The organism is Promicromonospora sp. NPDC050880, from assembly GCF_044456525.1.
In the GTDB taxonomy this organism is placed as follows: Bacteria; Actinomycetota; Actinomycetes; order Actinomycetales; family Cellulomonadaceae; genus Promicromonospora.
This window is the reverse complement of record NZ_JBITFV010000006.1, coordinates 1-14,230: the sequence shown is the minus strand read 5'-3', so window position 1 is coordinate 14,230 and position 14,230 is coordinate 1. Positions and strand designations below refer to the sequence as shown.

13 protein-coding genes are annotated in these 14,230 nt (G+C 72.3%); 5 read left to right on the top strand and 8 right to left on the bottom strand.

Annotation, left to right across the window (positions count from 1 at the left end; all coding sequences use genetic code 11):
* Positions 1 to 6: 6 nt before the first annotated feature.
* The 3 genes from ACIBBF_RS12335 to ACIBBF_RS12325 all read right to left on the bottom strand — a co-directional run bounded on the left by ACIBBF_RS12335 (position 7) and on the right by ACIBBF_RS12325 (position 3,373).
* Positions 7 to 618 (bottom strand): hypothetical protein, encoded by a 612-nt coding sequence (locus ACIBBF_RS12335; protein ID WP_397413511.1) that lies wholly within the window; start codon positions 616 to 618, stop codon positions 7 to 9.
* Between the two features lie 68 nt (positions 619 to 686).
* Entirely contained in the window at positions 687 to 2,606 is a 1,920-nt protein-coding gene (locus ACIBBF_RS12330; RefSeq protein ID WP_397413509.1) for a DUF349 domain-containing protein, read from the bottom strand.
* Entirely contained in the window at positions 2,603 to 3,373 is a 771-nt protein-coding gene (locus ACIBBF_RS12325) for a peptidylprolyl isomerase (protein WP_397413508.1), read from the bottom strand. The genes ACIBBF_RS12330 and ACIBBF_RS12325 overlap by 4 nt, the downstream gene beginning before the upstream one ends.
* 202 nt (positions 3,374 to 3,575) lie before the next feature.
* Between ACIBBF_RS12325 and ACIBBF_RS12320 the strand changes: the two genes are divergently transcribed.
* The 5 genes from ACIBBF_RS12320 (at position 3,576) to ACIBBF_RS12300 (ending at position 9,564) form a co-directional block, all read left to right on the top strand.
* A complete protein-coding gene (locus tag ACIBBF_RS12320; RefSeq protein WP_397413506.1) occupies positions 3,576 to 4,226 on the top strand; it encodes an MBL fold metallo-hydrolase in 651 nt (216 codons plus the stop codon).
* Between the two features lie 109 nt (positions 4,227 to 4,335).
* On the top strand, positions 4,336 to 5,652 hold the full coding sequence (gene hisS, locus ACIBBF_RS12315; protein ID WP_397413505.1) for a histidine--tRNA ligase: 1,317 nt from the start codon (positions 4,336 to 4,338) through the stop codon (positions 5,650 to 5,652).
* Between the two features lie 148 nt (positions 5,653 to 5,800).
* On the top strand, positions 5,801 to 6,397 hold the full coding sequence (locus ACIBBF_RS12310) for a hypothetical protein (RefSeq protein ID WP_397413504.1): 597 nt from the start codon (positions 5,801 to 5,803) through the stop codon (positions 6,395 to 6,397).
* A gap of 63 nt (positions 6,398 to 6,460) precedes the next feature.
* The gene (locus ACIBBF_RS12305; protein WP_397413502.1) at positions 6,461 to 8,620 is read left to right on the top strand and encodes an intein-containing Rv2578c family radical SAM protein; all 2,160 of its coding nucleotides are present in this window, start codon (positions 6,461 to 6,463) and stop codon (positions 8,618 to 8,620) included.
* On the top strand, positions 8,620 to 9,564 hold the full coding sequence (locus ACIBBF_RS12300; protein WP_397413500.1) for a phosphotransferase family protein: 945 nt from the start codon (positions 8,620 to 8,622) through the stop codon (positions 9,562 to 9,564). The genes ACIBBF_RS12305 and ACIBBF_RS12300 overlap by 1 nt, the downstream gene beginning before the upstream one ends.
* A gap of 26 nt (positions 9,565 to 9,590) precedes the next feature.
* On the opposite strand, the gene ACIBBF_RS12295 is transcribed toward ACIBBF_RS12300, so the two are convergent.
* The 5 genes from ACIBBF_RS12295 to ACIBBF_RS12275 all read right to left on the bottom strand — a co-directional run.
* The gene (locus ACIBBF_RS12295) at positions 9,591 to 10,805 is read right to left on the bottom strand and encodes a pyridoxal phosphate-dependent aminotransferase (protein WP_397413499.1); all 1,215 of its coding nucleotides are present in this window, start codon (positions 10,803 to 10,805) and stop codon (positions 9,591 to 9,593) included.
* Positions 10,806 to 10,840: 35 nt separating this feature from the next.
* The gene (locus tag ACIBBF_RS12290) at positions 10,841 to 11,311 is read right to left on the bottom strand and encodes a PPOX class F420-dependent oxidoreductase (protein ID WP_397413498.1); all 471 of its coding nucleotides are present in this window, start codon (positions 11,309 to 11,311) and stop codon (positions 10,841 to 10,843) included.
* Between the two features lie 85 nt (positions 11,312 to 11,396).
* Positions 11,397 to 12,620 (bottom strand): SseB family protein, encoded by a 1,224-nt coding sequence (locus tag ACIBBF_RS12285; protein ID WP_397413497.1) that lies wholly within the window; start codon positions 12,618 to 12,620, stop codon positions 11,397 to 11,399.
* A gap of 60 nt (positions 12,621 to 12,680) precedes the next feature.
* The gene (locus tag ACIBBF_RS12280; RefSeq protein WP_397413496.1) at positions 12,681 to 13,289 is read right to left on the bottom strand and encodes a hypothetical protein; all 609 of its coding nucleotides are present in this window, start codon (positions 13,287 to 13,289) and stop codon (positions 12,681 to 12,683) included.
* Positions 13,286 to 14,230: polymorphic toxin-type HINT domain-containing protein (locus tag ACIBBF_RS12275; RefSeq protein WP_397413495.1), on the bottom strand; the 945-nt coding region annotated here is incomplete at its 5' end. The genes ACIBBF_RS12280 and ACIBBF_RS12275, both read right to left, overlap by 4 nt.

The following is a 14,230-nucleotide window of genomic DNA, read 5'->3' as shown; positions in this document are numbered from 1 at the left end:
CCGAAACTAGCGCTCCAGCAGCGCGCGCGCCGCCGCGAGCGCCCGGTGCGCCGCCGGCCGGCCCACCACCCGGGCGCGCCGGTCGAGCAACCGCGCCGCACGTCCGAGGTCCGCGCCGTGGCCCGCCAGCGCGACGAGGACGGGCACGGCGGCCTCCGTCGGCACCGTCCGCGCCACGTCGACGGCGGTCCGGTCCGGGCTCGTGACCGGCACGCCCGCGGGCCGCACGATGTCCGCCGCCAGGCCCGGCGCACGGCGGGCGACCCTGCCGGGCCGCGGCACGGGGCAGCGCCGGCCGGGGGAGTACGCCACCTCCACCGGGGCGCCCGCGGGCCAGGCCGGCGTGACGGCGCCGTCGTACACCCCCGTGTGCACCCACGCGGCGGTCGCGGCGGCCAGCACGCAGGAGGCCGGCACCTCGGGCGCGAGCGCCAGGGCGCGGTGCCGCGCGTCGACGGCCGACGCCGGGCCGACGGCCGCGCCGTCGTACAGCTCCGTCAGGGCGCCCGACCGCATCAGGTCGGACCAGGCCACCGGTCCGCCCACGTGCGCGGGCGTGACCACCAGCGGCACGGGAGCCGGCCGGGGGTCGAGGAGCGCGGCGAGCGAGGACGACACCCCGAGAACCTACGACAGCGGGCCCGGCCGCGCAGAGCGCGACCGGGCCCGCTGTGGACGACCGGGGATCAGCCTCGCGAGTCCTCGGCGGCCTTGACGACCTGCTCGAGCCAGGACCGGCGCGCGGTCACGGCGGCCTCCAGCTCGGAGACCTTGCGCTTGTCGCCCTTGGCCTGAGCGTCCGCGAGATCCGCCTCCAGGCCGGCGATCGCGGCCTCCAGCTGCGCGGCGGCACCCTCGGCACGGGCGCGCGTCTCCGGGTTGGTCCGCCGCCACTGCGCCTGGTCGGCGTCGCGGATCGCGGTCTCGACCGCACGCAGGCGACCCTCGACGCGCTGGATGTCACCGCGCGGGACCTTGCCCGCCTCCTCCCAGCGCTCCTGGATGCCGCGCAGGGCTGCCTTGGCCTTGTTCAGGTCCTTGACCGGGACCAGTGCCTCCGCCTCCGCGAGCAGCTCCTCCTTGACCTTCAGGTTCTCGCCGTACTCCGCGTCGATCACGGCGTTCTCGGCGTCCCGGGCCTGGAAGAACCGGTCCTGGGCCGCCCGGAAGCGGGCCCAGAGCGCGTCGTCGTCCTTGCGGGACGCCCGGCCCGCGGCCTTCCAGCGCGCCATGAGGTCGCGGTACGCGCCAGCGGTGTAGCCCCAGTCCGTGCTCGTGGACAGCGCCTCGGCCTCCGAGACCAGCTTCTCCTTCTCGATCTTGGCGGCGTTGTTGCGCTGCTCCAGGTCGGCGAAGAAGTGCCGGCGCTCGCGGTCGAACGCGGTGCGGGCGTGGCTGAACCGCTTCCAGAGGGACTCCTCCGTGGGGCGGTCGATGCGCGGCCCGGAGCGCTGCGCGTCCTTCCAGCGGTCCAGCAGGGCACGCAGCTCCTCGCCGGCGGGGCGCCACTGCATCTTGGCGGGGTCGGTCGCGGCGATCTTCTCCGCGGCCTCCACGATCACGGTGCGCGCGGCGACGGCCTCCGCCTTCGCGGCCGCGCGTGCGGCCTCCAGGGCCGCCCGGCGTTCGGCGGCACGGCCGCGCAGGGCCTCGACACGGGCACGCAGACCGTCCAGGTCGCCGACGGCGGCCGGCTCGGCCGTCTCCTCACCGAGCTTCTGGAGGGTCTGGTCGATCTCGCGCACCGACAGGTCGGCGCTGTCCAGACGGGCCTCGAACAGCCCGACCTTCGCGTTCAGGTCCAGGTAGCGGCGCACGTACAGCGCCAGCGCCTCCGAGGTGGTGACCCCGGGGAACTGACCGACGACGCGCTCGCCGGCGGCCTCACGGACGTACACGGTGCCCTCGTCGTCCACGCGGCCGAAGGTCTCGGCCTCGGCGTGCGCGGCGGCGTCGGCGGCAGCCGGGACCACCGGCGCGGGTGCGACCGGCGCGGACTGCGCGGCGGGAGCCGCCGGCGCGCCCGGCTTGGGCGGCCGGGGACGGGCCAGAGCGGCCGGCGACGGGATCGCCGACGGCTTCGGGGCCGCGGGTGCCGGGGCCGGCGTGGTGGTGGCGGGCGCCTCCTCGGCGGCCTCCGCCTCAGCGGCGGGGGCTTCTGCCACGGGTGCTTCCTCGGCGGGTGCCTCGGCTGCTTCCTCGGCGGCGGGTGCCTCCTCGGCGGGCGCCTCGGCGGCGGGCGCCTCTTCGGCCGGAGCGTCCTCGGCGGGAGCCTCGACCACGGCCTCGTCGGTGCCGGCCTCGTCAGCGGCAGCCTCGTCAGCGGCAGCCTCCGGCACGGCGGCGTCGTCGGCGGGGGTCGCTTCCGTGGACGCCTCCTCGGTGGCGGTCTCCGCGGGCGAGGTCGCCTCAGGAGCCTCCTCGGCGGGTGCCTCCTCGGTCTCGGCCTCAGGAGCATCCGGCGCAGCGGTCTCCGCCTCGGGTGCCTCGGCCGCCTCGTTCACCGCCTCGGCGGGTGCCTCTGCTGCGGTCGGAGTCTCGGCCACGGGCTCGGCGGGCGCGTCCTGCTGGACGGGCTCGGACGAGCGTGAAGTGGGTTCGCTCACTGGGTCTCAACTCCTTCGATGGTGACCGGGGTGGCGGGCGCGCCGTCAGAAGCGGCACCGCCCGTCACTCCCGCGTCAGCGACTGCCTGGACGAAGTCCAGGCCGGATGTGATCGTGCCGAAGACCGTGTACCCGCCGGCTGCGTCGGACGGGATGGTCGATTCCTCGTAGACGAGGAAGAACTGGGAGCCCATGGACTCCGCGTCGCCCCCGCGGCGCGCCATGGCGACGGTGCCGGCCGGGTAGACGTCGTCGTCCGGGGCGTTCTCGATCGGGCCGAAGCTGTAGCCCGGGCTGCCGGAGCCGGTGAAGGTCGGGTCGCCGCACTGGAGCACGAAGATGCCCTCGGTGGTCAGCCGGTGGCAGCCGGTGCCGTCGAAGTAGCCGTCCTGGGCGAGCGTGACGAAGCTCGCGACGGCCTGCGGGGCCTCGTGGCCGTCGAGCTCCAGGACGATGTCGGCCTGGGTGTCGCCCGAGCACGCCTGCAGGGTGACGGTCCAGGTGCGGTCCTCGGCGACGGACGGGTCGGCGAGCTCGTAGCCCTCGCGCGCCTCCTCGACGCCGGCGGGGCAGGCGCCGGCCTCGTCCGGCGCGTTGCCGTCGATGAGGGCCGCCACGGCGAAGGCACCCACGAGCGCGAGCACCGTGAACAGGGCGATCAGGGTCCACAACCGCTGCCTGCGGGCGCGCCTGGCCGCCTGCCGCTGCTCGCGCTTGCGGTCCTGCTTGGCCTGCTGCGCGCGCTGCCGCTGCTTGGTGGACGCCACCGCGTTCCCTTCTCCGTGCTCTCTCGGACCCGCCTCGACCCGGACGCGGCCCCGCTGGACCGATTCACCGCCGGATCCGGGGCGAATCACCCCGTGCGGGGACAGTGTAGGCATCGGATGCCAGCTCATACCGTCCGAGCGGTTCCGCCGGCGGGTGAACAGGGCCCCGCGAGCGGCCCACGAGGCGGGATAGCGTGGGTCCGTGGAGATTCGTGTCGTGGTCGCACCGGTGTTCGGCACCAACTGCTGCGTGGTGTCCTCGGGCGGCGACTGCGTGGTGGTGGACGCTGGCGCGGGCGTCGCGGACGCCGTCGCGCGGCTGGTCGACGACGCCGGGCTGACGCCGCGCGCCGTCCTGGCCACCCACGGCCACGCCGACCACACCTGGGACGCCGGGGCGCTCTGCGCCCGCTACGACGTCCCGATGGTGCTGCACGAGGCCGACGCCTACCGCCTCGCCGACCCCTTCGGCACGCTCAGCCCCGCCCTGGAGTCCGCACTCGGCCTGCACCGCGCGGACTACCGCGAGCCCGCACGCATCGAGCCGTTCGGCACGCCGGAGGGCTCGGCCCTGCTCACGTTCGGCGAGGTCACGCTGCACGGCCTGCACGCACCCGGCCACTCCGAGGGCTCCACCCTCTACCGCCTCGACGACACCGTCCTGGCCGGCGACGTCCTGTTCGCCGGCTCGATCGGCCGGACCGACCTGCCCGGCGGCTCGCCGGCCGTGATGACCCGGACCCTGCACGACGTGGTACGCGGCCTCGACCCGGCGCTCGCCGTCGTGCCGGGGCACGGGCCGGCCACCACGGTGGGGCACGAGCTCGAGACCAACCCGTTCCTGGCCGCCTGAGCGCCTAGAATCGAGGCCGGTCCGCGGTGGCGTGAGCAGTCGCTGCCGTCGCCGGTCCCGCGGGCCCCGAGAAGCGGGTCCATCCACAGCACACGAGGAGCACCTCAGCATGGCCGAACAGCTCGTCCGCCCCGACCCGATCAGCGGCTTCCCCGAGTGGCTGCCCGAGGTCCGGTTGGTCGAGCTGCATTGGCTCGACGAGATCCGGCGCATCTTCGAGAGCTACGGCTTCAGCTCGATCGAGACGCCGTCGGTCGAGCGCCTGGACGTGCTCCAGTCGAAGGGCGAGACCTCGCAGGAGGTCTACACGCTCCGCAGGCTCCAGGCGGACTCGAAGGACCAGTCGGACGCGAGCATCGGTCTCCACTTCGACCTCACCGTGCCGTTCGCGCGGTACGTCGCGGCCAACGCGGGCAAGCTGGTCTTCCCGTTCAAGCGGTACCAGATCCAGCGCGTGTGGCGTGGCGAGCGCCCGCAGGAGGGCCGCTACCGCGAGTTCACGCAGTGCGACATCGACGTGATCGGCATCGACACCGTGCCGCTGCACTTCGACGCGGAGCTGCTGCGCATCGTCGTGGAGGTCCTCACCGCGCTCGACCTGCCGGCCTGGACCGTCAACGTCAACAACCGCAAGGTGCTCCAGGGGTTCTACGAGGGCCTCGGCATCGACGACACCATGGCGGTCATCCGGGTGACCGACAAGATCGACAAGATCGGTCCGGACGCTGTCGCCGAGCTGCTCTCCACCCAGGTCGGACTCACGGCCGACCAGGTGGCCGCCTGCCGTGACCTCGCCCTGATCCGCGGGACGGACGTCTCCGTGATCGAGAAGATCCGGGCGCTGGGCGTCAAGTCCGACCTGCTCGACGAGGGGCTGGGTGAGCTGGGCCAGCTCCTGGAGTCGCTCGCCGACCTGCCCGCCGGCACCGTCACGGCGGACCTGTCCGTCGCGCGCGGCCTCGACTACTACACGGGCACCGTGTACGAGGCGAAGTTCCTCGACTTCCCCGGCTACGGAAGCATCGCCGCGGGTGGCCGGTACGAGAACCTGACGGGCAGCTTCACGCGGCAGAGCCTCCCCGGCGTCGGGCTGTCCATCGGCCTGACGCGCATCTTCGCGAAGCTGGTGGCGGAGGGGAAGCTGGAGACCGGCCCGAGCAGCCCGACGGACGTGCTGGTGGTCATCCCCAGCGACGAGCGCCGGGGGGACGCGCTGGCGACGTCCGCGGCCCTGCGCGGACGCGGGCTGAACGTGGAGACCTACCACCAGGCGGACAAGGTCGGCAAGCAGCTGAAGTACGCCTCGCGCAAGGGCATCCCGTTCGTGTGGTTCCCGCCCTTCGAGGACGGCCGCGACCACGAGGTGAAGAACATGGCGACCGGTGACCAGGAGGTCGCGGACCCGGCCACCTGGACCCGCCGCTGACCCCTGGGACGGGTGAACTGGACCCGCCTGCCTGGTTTGCCCGAAAAGTATCCGTCTGCATCGACTAGCCTCGCTGCGGGACCGATCAGGGCCCCGTTCGACGTCGCTGGCCGGTCATCGGCCACGGTCTGGCCGAGGGGGCCGGTTGATGGCAGGTTCGGGACGGCTGCACGACAGAGCTCTCGGCGACCGCTGGGAGCAGTCGCTCGTCGGAGTGACGGGTGCGGCGCGGCGCCGTCGTGCACGAGGGGTCCGGACGCGCACCCCGTACCTCGCGGCGCGCGAGCGTGCGGCCGTAGACAGCAACCGCCTGCGGCAGGGGCACGGCACCCGTCGTCGGCTCGCCGGGTCCGCCATCGTGCTCGGTGCCGGGCTCATGGGGTGTACCGCCGTGCTCCTGCTGTCCCCGGCGGCGGTCGAGCGGTCCGTGCTCGGCTGCCCGGCGGGGAGCGTCGTGACCGTGGCCTGGGTGGACCGGTACCGCGACGTCCTGGGTGTGCGGGTTCCTGATCCGCGGGATCGCGTCGAGGTCGCGGCGCCTGCGGGCTCGACGGTCGAGGTCGTCTTCACGGACGCCGCCGGCGCCACCTACCCGGCCGTACGCGGCGAGGTGTCCGTCGGCGGCCTGCTCGCGGTCGAGCCGCCGCGCCCCGTGCCCGCGCAGGAGCGGGGGCTGTGGCGGGTGGAGACGGTCGTGGTGGCCGGGGGCGCCGCCGTGGCGACCTGCGCGGGGGCCCTGCCCTGACGGTGCGGGGCGAGGCGCGTCCGGCGACTTGACGATCGTTCGAACGGATGTTCGAATCATGTCATGCGTTGGCACGGTCAGGCGATCTCGAACGACGACGGCGCGCTGCCCGGGCTCGAGCTGCCCGGGCTGCGCACCGCGGGGCTGCTGCGCACCGTCCGGTCGCCGGAGTTCGCGGGCGTGACCTTCCACGAGGTGCTCGCCAAGAGTGCGCTCTCGAAGGTCCCGGCCGCCTCGCAGATGCCGTTCCGCTGGACGGTGAACCCGTACCGCGGATGCAGCCATGCCTGCACCTACTGCGTGGATCCGTCGACCCTCGTTCTCATGGCCGACGGAAGACAGAAGCCGATCCGGCACGTGGTGGCAGGTGACCGGATCGTCGGGACCCGTCGTGAGGGCGCGTACCGGCGCTTCGTGGAGACAGAGGTGCTGGCGCGCCGGGCTTCGACCAAGGACGCCTATCGGATCACGCTCGAGGACGGCACGGAGATAGTGGCCAGCGGCGACCATCGGTTCCTCACCGAGCGCGGCTGGAAGTACGTCGCACCGCTGCCCAAGGGTGAGGGACAACGGCCATACCTCACGACCACCAACCGGCTGCAAGGATTCGGGCTGGGAATGGTTGCCGCCGCATACACGGCTCCGCCGGAGACCACCGACTACCGGCAGGGATATCTCACGGGGATGATCCGTGGCGACGGGATGCTCTTCGAGAAGACGTATCCGAACGGCCGGATCACGATGTTCCGCCTCGCGCTGGTAGACCAGGAGGCGCTGACTCGTTCGCAGTCCTATCTCGCGGCTGCGGGCGTTGCGACGAACCGCCGTCCCTTCTCGGCCGCCACGTCGACGCGGCAGGCGATCGACGGGATCTTCACGTCCAAGAGGGCAGACGTGGCAGCGATCCGCGCCATGATCGAATGGCCGAGCGAGCCGACCCGGGAGTGGCACGCAGGGTTCCTTGCCGGGATCTTTGATGCGGAGGGCAGCTGCGACGGCCGGGTCTTGCGGATCTCCAACTCGGACGAACGGATGCTCACCATGACGACGGACTCCCTGGGCGTGCTGGGTGTTCCGTCCGTCCGGGAGCCTGCCAACGGCATCGGAGTGGCCACCGTTCGTGTCGTCGGCGGTCCGTCCGGCCGCCGTCGTTTCTTCGCGCTGACGAACCCGGTGATCACGCAAAAGCTCAGAATCATCGGCAGTGCGGTCAAGACTTCCGCGCCGCTGCGGATAGTTGCTGTGGAGAACCTCGGGTCGAAGACGGAGATGGTTGACATCACCACCGGGACCGGCGACTTCATCGCCAACGGCGTGATCAGTCACAACTGCTTCGCTCGGCCCACCCACGAATACCTCGACCTGGACGCCGGCCACGACTTCGACTCCCAGGTCGTGGTCAAGGTCAACGCCGACGAGGTGCTCCGCGCCGAGCTCACCAAGCGGTCCTGGACCCACGAGGCCGTCGCGCTCGGCACCAACACCGACCCCTACCAGCGCGCCGAGGGCCGCTACCGGCTCATGCCCGGCATCATCCAGGCGCTCGCGGACTCCGGCACCCCGTTCTCGATCCTGACCAAGGGCACGCTCCTGCGCAGGGACCTCCCGCTGCTGGTGCGGGCCGCCGAGCGGGTGGACATCGGGCTGGGGGTGTCGCTGGCCTTCGCCGACACCCCGGCGGGCAAGGAGCTCCAGCAGGCGGTCGAACCAGGGACGCCGACGCCTCGCGCCCGGCTCGACCTCATCCGGGCGATCCGGGCCGCGGGGCTGCCCTGCGGCGTCATGGTCGCCCCGGTGCTGCCCTGGCTCACCGACTCGCTCGCGCACCTGGAACAGCTGCTCGACGACCTGGTCGACGCCGGAGCGACCGGCGTCACCGTGCTCCCGCTGCACCTGCGCCCGGGTGCCCGTGAGTGGTACCTGGACTGGCTGGGCCGCATGCACCCGCACCTCGTGGAGGGGTACGGCCGGGTCTACGCGCGTGGTGCGTACGCCCACCGCGGCTACCGGGACTGGCTGTGGGCGCGGGTGCGGCCGCTGATCGCGGAACGTGGGCTCGGCGGGGCCGCGATGCACCGGGCCCGGGCCGCGGGGGCACGTGCGGACGCCGCCGACCAGCACACCGAGGGCGACTACCCGCGGGGCGCGTTCACGGGTGTGCGTGCGGACGGGGTCGGCGCGGCGTCGCTGGGCGACGACGTCGGGAGCGAGACCCTGTTCTGATGCGCCACTCACCGCACGAGGACCCGCGCCTGGCGGGTCGCACGCTGGAGCCGCTGGCCGGAGGCTGGTCGGGGGAGACGTTCCTCGCCGTGCCGGCAGCGGCGGGCGGCGAACCGCTCGTCGCCCGGTACCTCGCCGCGGCGCACCATGCCCCGCAGGCGGCGGGCATCCAGGCGGCGCTCCTGCGCCAGGTCCGTGGCCTCCTGCCGGTCCCGGAGGTGCACGGGGCGTACGACGGCGACGGGCCCGTCCCTGGTCTGCTCCTCACGGAGCTGCTGCCGGGCGAGCGCGGGGACCTGGTCCTGGGGCGACTGGTCACCGCGGCCCGGTACGACGACCTGAGGACGCTCGGGCGGGCGCTGGGCGGCGTCGCCGGGACGCTCGCCGGCGTCCGGATGCCCGAGGTGGGGCTCTTCGCGGACGCGACGCTGCGGATCGAGCCGTTCCGCCTGCGGCTGCCCGGCTGGGTGGACGACCACGCGCGCGGGCTGGCGGCCGCCGGATGGTCCGCGGCGGAGACCGCGGCCCTGCGCGCCGTGGCCGAGCGCGTGGGCCCTGCCCTGGAGGGCGCGCCGCCGTGCCTGGTGCACAGCGACCTCAACCCCAAGAACCTGCTGGTCGACCCCGTCGCGCTGCGCGTCACCGGCGTGCTCGACTGGGAGTACGCGCACGCCGGCCACCCGGCGACAGACCTCGGCAACCTCCTGCGCTTCGACCGGGAGCCCGCCTACGTCGAGGGCGTCCTGGAGGGCTGGTGCGCCGCCGTCGGGCGGGCCACCGGGTCGCGGCCCGACCCCGCTGCGGCGACGGACCTGGCCCGTGCCGCCGACCTGGTCGCCCTCGTCGAGCTCGCGGCCCGCCCGGTGACCACGCCGGTGGTCCGCCGCGCGCGCGAGCACCTGCGTGCGATCGCCCGCACGGAAGACGTGCACGCCGTGCCCTGACCTCGCCGCGCGCCGTCCGGCGTCAGCTACGTGCGGAGCGTCTCGAGGTGCTCCGCGATGCGGCCGATCGCCTCCGTGAGCACATCGACGTCGGGCAGCGTCACCAGACGGAAGTGGTCCGGCTCGGGCCAGTTGAACCCGCTGCCGTGCGTGACCAGGATCTTCTTGTCCCGCAGCAGCCCGATGACGAACGCCTCGTCGTCCTCGATCCCGTAGACCTCGGGGTCCAGGCGGGGGAAGCAGTACAGGGCACCGCGCGGGCGCACGGAGGTGACGCCGGGGATGTCGTTGAGCAGCTTGTCCGCGAGCATGGCCTGCTCGTAGAACCGGCCGCCCGGCACGATCAGCGCCTCGATCGACTGGTAGCCGCCCAGCGCCGTCTGGATCGCGTGCTGCGCCGGCACGTTGGCGCACATGCGCATGTTCGACACGAGGGTGAGCCCCTCGAGGAAGTCCCTGGCCCGGTGCCTCGGCCCGGAGATCATGGCCCAGCCCGACCGGTAGCCGCAGATCCGGTACGCCTTGGACAGGCCGCTGAAGGTGACGCACAGGACGTCGTCGCCGGCGTAGGTCGCGGTGTGGTGGTGCGTGGCGTCGTCGAACAGGATCTTCTCGTAGATCTCGTCGCTCAGGAGCACCAGGTCGTGCTCGCGCGCCAGGTCCGCCATGCCCTTCACGATCGCCTCGCTGTAGACGGCGCCCGTCGGGTTGTTCGGGTTGATGACGACCAGCGCCTTGGTCGCGGGCGTGATGAGCGACTCGATGTGCTCCAGGTCGGGGTTCCACCCGTTGGACTCGTCGCAGCGGTAGTGCACCGGCTTGCCGCCCTGCAGGCTCACCGCACCGGTCCACAGCGGGTAGTCGGGAGCGGGCACCAGGATCTCGTCGCCATCGTCGACCAGTGCCTGCAGCACCATGCCGATCATCTCGGAGACGCCGTTGCCGATGTAGACGTCGTCCACCCGGGTGTCGAGGCCGTGCGTCTGGTAGTAGTTCGCCACCGCCGTGCGCGCGGAGTAGATGCCGCGGCTGTCGCTGTACCCCTGGGCCTCCGGCAGGTGGTGGATCATGTCCGCGAGGATCGCCTCGGGCGCCTCGAAGCCGAAGGGCGCCGGGTTGCCGATGTTCAGCTTGAGGATCTTGTGACCCTCCGCCTCCAGCCGGTACGCCTCCTCCAGGATGGGGCCCCGGACGTCGTACCGGACGGACTTCAGCTTGCGGCTCTGTCTGATCTCTCGCACCGGCTCATGGTCTCAGACCAGGCGGCCGGAACCGGTCACCCGTCCGCGAGCCGCGCAGGGAACCCGCCCGTAGCCACCGGCCCCCAGCGCTCGATCGTGATGCGCACCAGCGACTTGCCCTGCTCGACCATCGCCGCGCGGTACTCGTCCCAGTCGGGGTGCTCCTTGCCGGCCGCGGCGCGGAAGTAGTCGACGAGCGGTTCCACGGACTCGGGGATGTCCAGCACCTCCGCCGTGCCGTCCACCTGGACCCAGGCCTCGTTGAAGCCCTCGCCGAGCGCCAGGAACGACGCCGCCGGCCGCTTGCGCAGGTTCCGCACCTTGGCGCGCTCGGGATAGGTCGAGACGACGACCCGCCCCTCCGGGTCCACGCCGTAGGTCACGGGGCTGAGCTGCGGGGCGCCGTCGGCCCGGCCGGTCACGAGGATGCCGTTGCGGCGCGAGCGGAGGAACTCCAGCAGCTCGTCGCGGGTCACGGTGGTGTTGGTGGCGATCGTCCTGGGCATGGGCGCCAGCGTACGCGGCACCACCCACACCCGGGCCGGTGGTGCCCGGCCGCCACCTCGCGGGTGGACGGCCGGGCGGACGGCGTCAGACGGCCGCGGGGCTGGGTGATGCCGGGGCGACCGGGGCAGGTGCGCCGTCGGAGTCCGGCGCCGCCGGGGCGTCCTCGGTCGGCTGCCCCAGGATCCACTCCGTGGAGAACAGCACCTTGTCCGTCAGCCGTAGCATCTCGTCGCGGATGCCGACGTGCGGGGTGGAGAACGACAGCCGCGCCACGGACTGCCGGCCGGGGGCCTCTGCCCAGTAGTCGACCAGGAGCAGGGGCAGGTTCTGACCGCCGACCTCCTCGGACCCCTGGCCCAGGCGGACATGCCGCAGGAACGGGCCGGACAGGGTCTCGGTGCGGGTCAGCGCGTCGTCCGGGCCGAGCTCTCCGCCGATCCGGTCCTGCACGCGCTGCAGGTGCGACGACGAGCCGGCCTCGGGGCCGAGGTCGTGCCAGTAGAGGGTCAGGTTGAGTGCGAGGGTCGCCTCCTGGCCGGGCAGCAGCAGGTAGGCCATGACCTTGCCGCCCGCCGCCTCGGCCTTGTCCGCGACCTCGATGAGCTTCTCGCGCAGGTCCCGGCGCAGGGGAGCGGAGCGGTCGCCCAGCTTGGCGGTCTGCTGCTTGACGATGTCGCGGATCTGCCGCTCGCGCCGTTCCGGCTCGTCGAGCTCGATGATGGCCCAGTGCTCGGGCAGGTTCAGCTCGATACCGAGGCCGCGGAAGCCGCCCGGTTCCTCGACCGTGCCCAGGGCGTGCAGGGCCTCGCCGCTGATGCCGGTGCCGGTCTCGTCGAAGAGGCCGGTGGGGTCGTCGGCGGGGGGCTGCGGGTCGAGGGCGGTCAGGATCTCCTCGACGGTGGCGACCATCGGGTGCGGCCCGGCCGGGTCGAGGTGCACCTGGTGGAGCGCCGCACCGTGCCGGGTCAGGAACGGGGCCAGGGACTCCCGCCGGCGCAGGCTGAAGGCCCGCTCGGGGGCGTCCCCGAGGAATGCCGCGAGGGTCTCGGTCGAGGAGAACAGGCACACCTGGTACGGCTTGTCCGCACCCTCCGGGGCTGGGAACACCTGCACCTGGGGTGTGCCGTCCTCGCGGTCGAGCACGGGGACGACGACGGCATCCTCCCGGAGCGATCGTGCGACGGCGGCGCGGTCGCCGGTGGCAAGTGCCCGGGCGAGCGCGGGGGAGCCCACGTCGGACTGGGGGTCGACGGTAGCCGGGGCCGGACCCTCGTCAGCGGTGGGCCGCCCTTCAGATGCTTCTGTCATGCTCGGACTCCTCGATCCTGGGCCCTACGAAACGAACTTGTGGCATGGGTCGCCGTCGGCTCATCTGACTTCCGGCTCGCTCATCCGCGCCACGAAGCTGTCGGTCTCGTCCCGTGACCATCTCGAGCCACCCAGGTCGGGCTGGATGAACCTGGAGACCGCGGTCTCGGGAGAGACGAAGATGTCGGTACCCTCGCGCCAGGGGCGCGCCGTGCCCTCCGCGTGGATGACCGCGACCTCCCAGTCCCGCTGCCCCCATACGGCCCATCGTCCCGAGTTGCCGAAGATGGTGAACGTGTCGGCGTACAGCACTGCGGCACCCGGATCGTCCTGCGGCTCGTAGGACACCGCGTCCCAGTACGAGCCCTGGATGTCGTCGGTCGGCACGGTGAAGCATGGGAAGTGGCCGTGGTCCCGGATGTGGTATTCCTCCGGGTCCGGGTCCACCACGACCATCGAGATGCGGTCGTCACCATGGGCCCGGGCCAGGACTTCGAGTGCCTTCGTGAAGTCGTCGTCGGAGAACTCGTTGTACTCACAGATGTCGACCTGGCCCTGCTTGGACCGGAACGGCCAGGCCGGCAGTCGCACCCCGGGATCGACCACCCGAGCCATGTCGGCCAGGGCCGCGTCGTACTCTGCTCGGTCACGCGCAAAGGTGTAGGTCACTCGGACGCCCCAAATCGAATCTTGAGATCTGCTTTCTTGTTGCCGGGTGTCGTGTACTCAGAGGTCCACCCCTCCCAGCTGCCGGCCTTCTCGCGAACGGCCGCCTTGTGCCCGTCCTTCTCCAGGAGGGTGATCTCATTGTCCCGCCCCGTCGTGCGACTGCTCCATCCGTCGTCCGTGAGCTTGCGGACGTACTCGTCGTGCGTGCCGGGCGTCCTGACGTTCGTCATCCGGGCACCCGCGTCTGTGCTGTCGACGGCGCCCTCCACGTAGTCGTCGATGTGCTTGTTGACCTGTGCGCGGACGGCGTCGTCGCCGTGGGCGTTGTGAACCAGGAGGGGTGTGTCGCCGGCCAGGACGTAGTAGGTGTGGGTGTTCTCGACGTGGAAGTTGTAGACCTCGACGATGTCCGCGAGGTCGTGTTCCTCGACCTGCACCGCCTGCAGGACTGTGGTGCCCTCTGGGGTGACCAGCAGGTCGCCGGGGTGCAGGTTGCCGGCCATCTGCCAGCCCCGGTCGGCGGTCATGAAGGGGTGCTCGGCCGTGGTCGAGACCCGCTGGTCGTCGATGGTCAGGTGATACAGGGCCAGGGCCTGGTGCACGAACGTCTCGGCCACCAGCTGCAGCTCGTCCAGGCCCGTGTCCAGGTTCCGGGTCCAGACCTTGTCCCCGACCACGATGTCCTGGATCGGCTTGACCCCGTCCACGGTGAGGACCGGGGTACCGGCCACGAAACAGGCACCGAACCCGAGCTTGCACCACCCCTTCTTCATCGCCTGCTTGAAGCCGCCCTTGAACGCACCCTTGGCGATGCTCTTGGACAACCCCATCGCAGCCTTCGCCGCGCCACCCAGACCGATCAGAGACAACGCCGCACCCGCGATCGCGATCCCCGCCTCCGCCCACGACCGCTCACCCGTGGCAGCCAACGTGATATTCGC

Bases quoted from the DNA above. Each gene is read 5' to 3' on its own strand.
- hisS (WP_397413505.1), top strand. From the start codon at position 4,336: ATGGCCGAACAGCTCGTCCGCCCCGACCCGATCAGCGGCTTCCCCGAG.
- ACIBBF_RS12310 (WP_397413504.1), top strand. From the start codon at position 5,801: ATGGCAGGTTCGGGACGGCTGCACGACAGAGCTCTCGGCGACCGCTGG.
- ACIBBF_RS12305 (WP_397413502.1), top strand. From the start codon at position 6,461: ATGCGTTGGCACGGTCAGGCGATCTCGAACGACGACGGCGCGCTGCCC.
- ACIBBF_RS12300 (WP_397413500.1), top strand. From the start codon at position 8,620: ATGCGCCACTCACCGCACGAGGACCCGCGCCTGGCGGGTCGCACGCTG.
- ACIBBF_RS12290 (WP_397413498.1), bottom strand. From the start codon at position 11,311: ATGCCCAGGACGATCGCCACCAACACCACCGTGACCCGCGACGAGCTG.
- ACIBBF_RS12285 (WP_397413497.1), bottom strand. From the start codon at position 12,620: ATGACAGAAGCATCTGAAGGGCGGCCCACCGCTGACGAGGGTCCGGCC.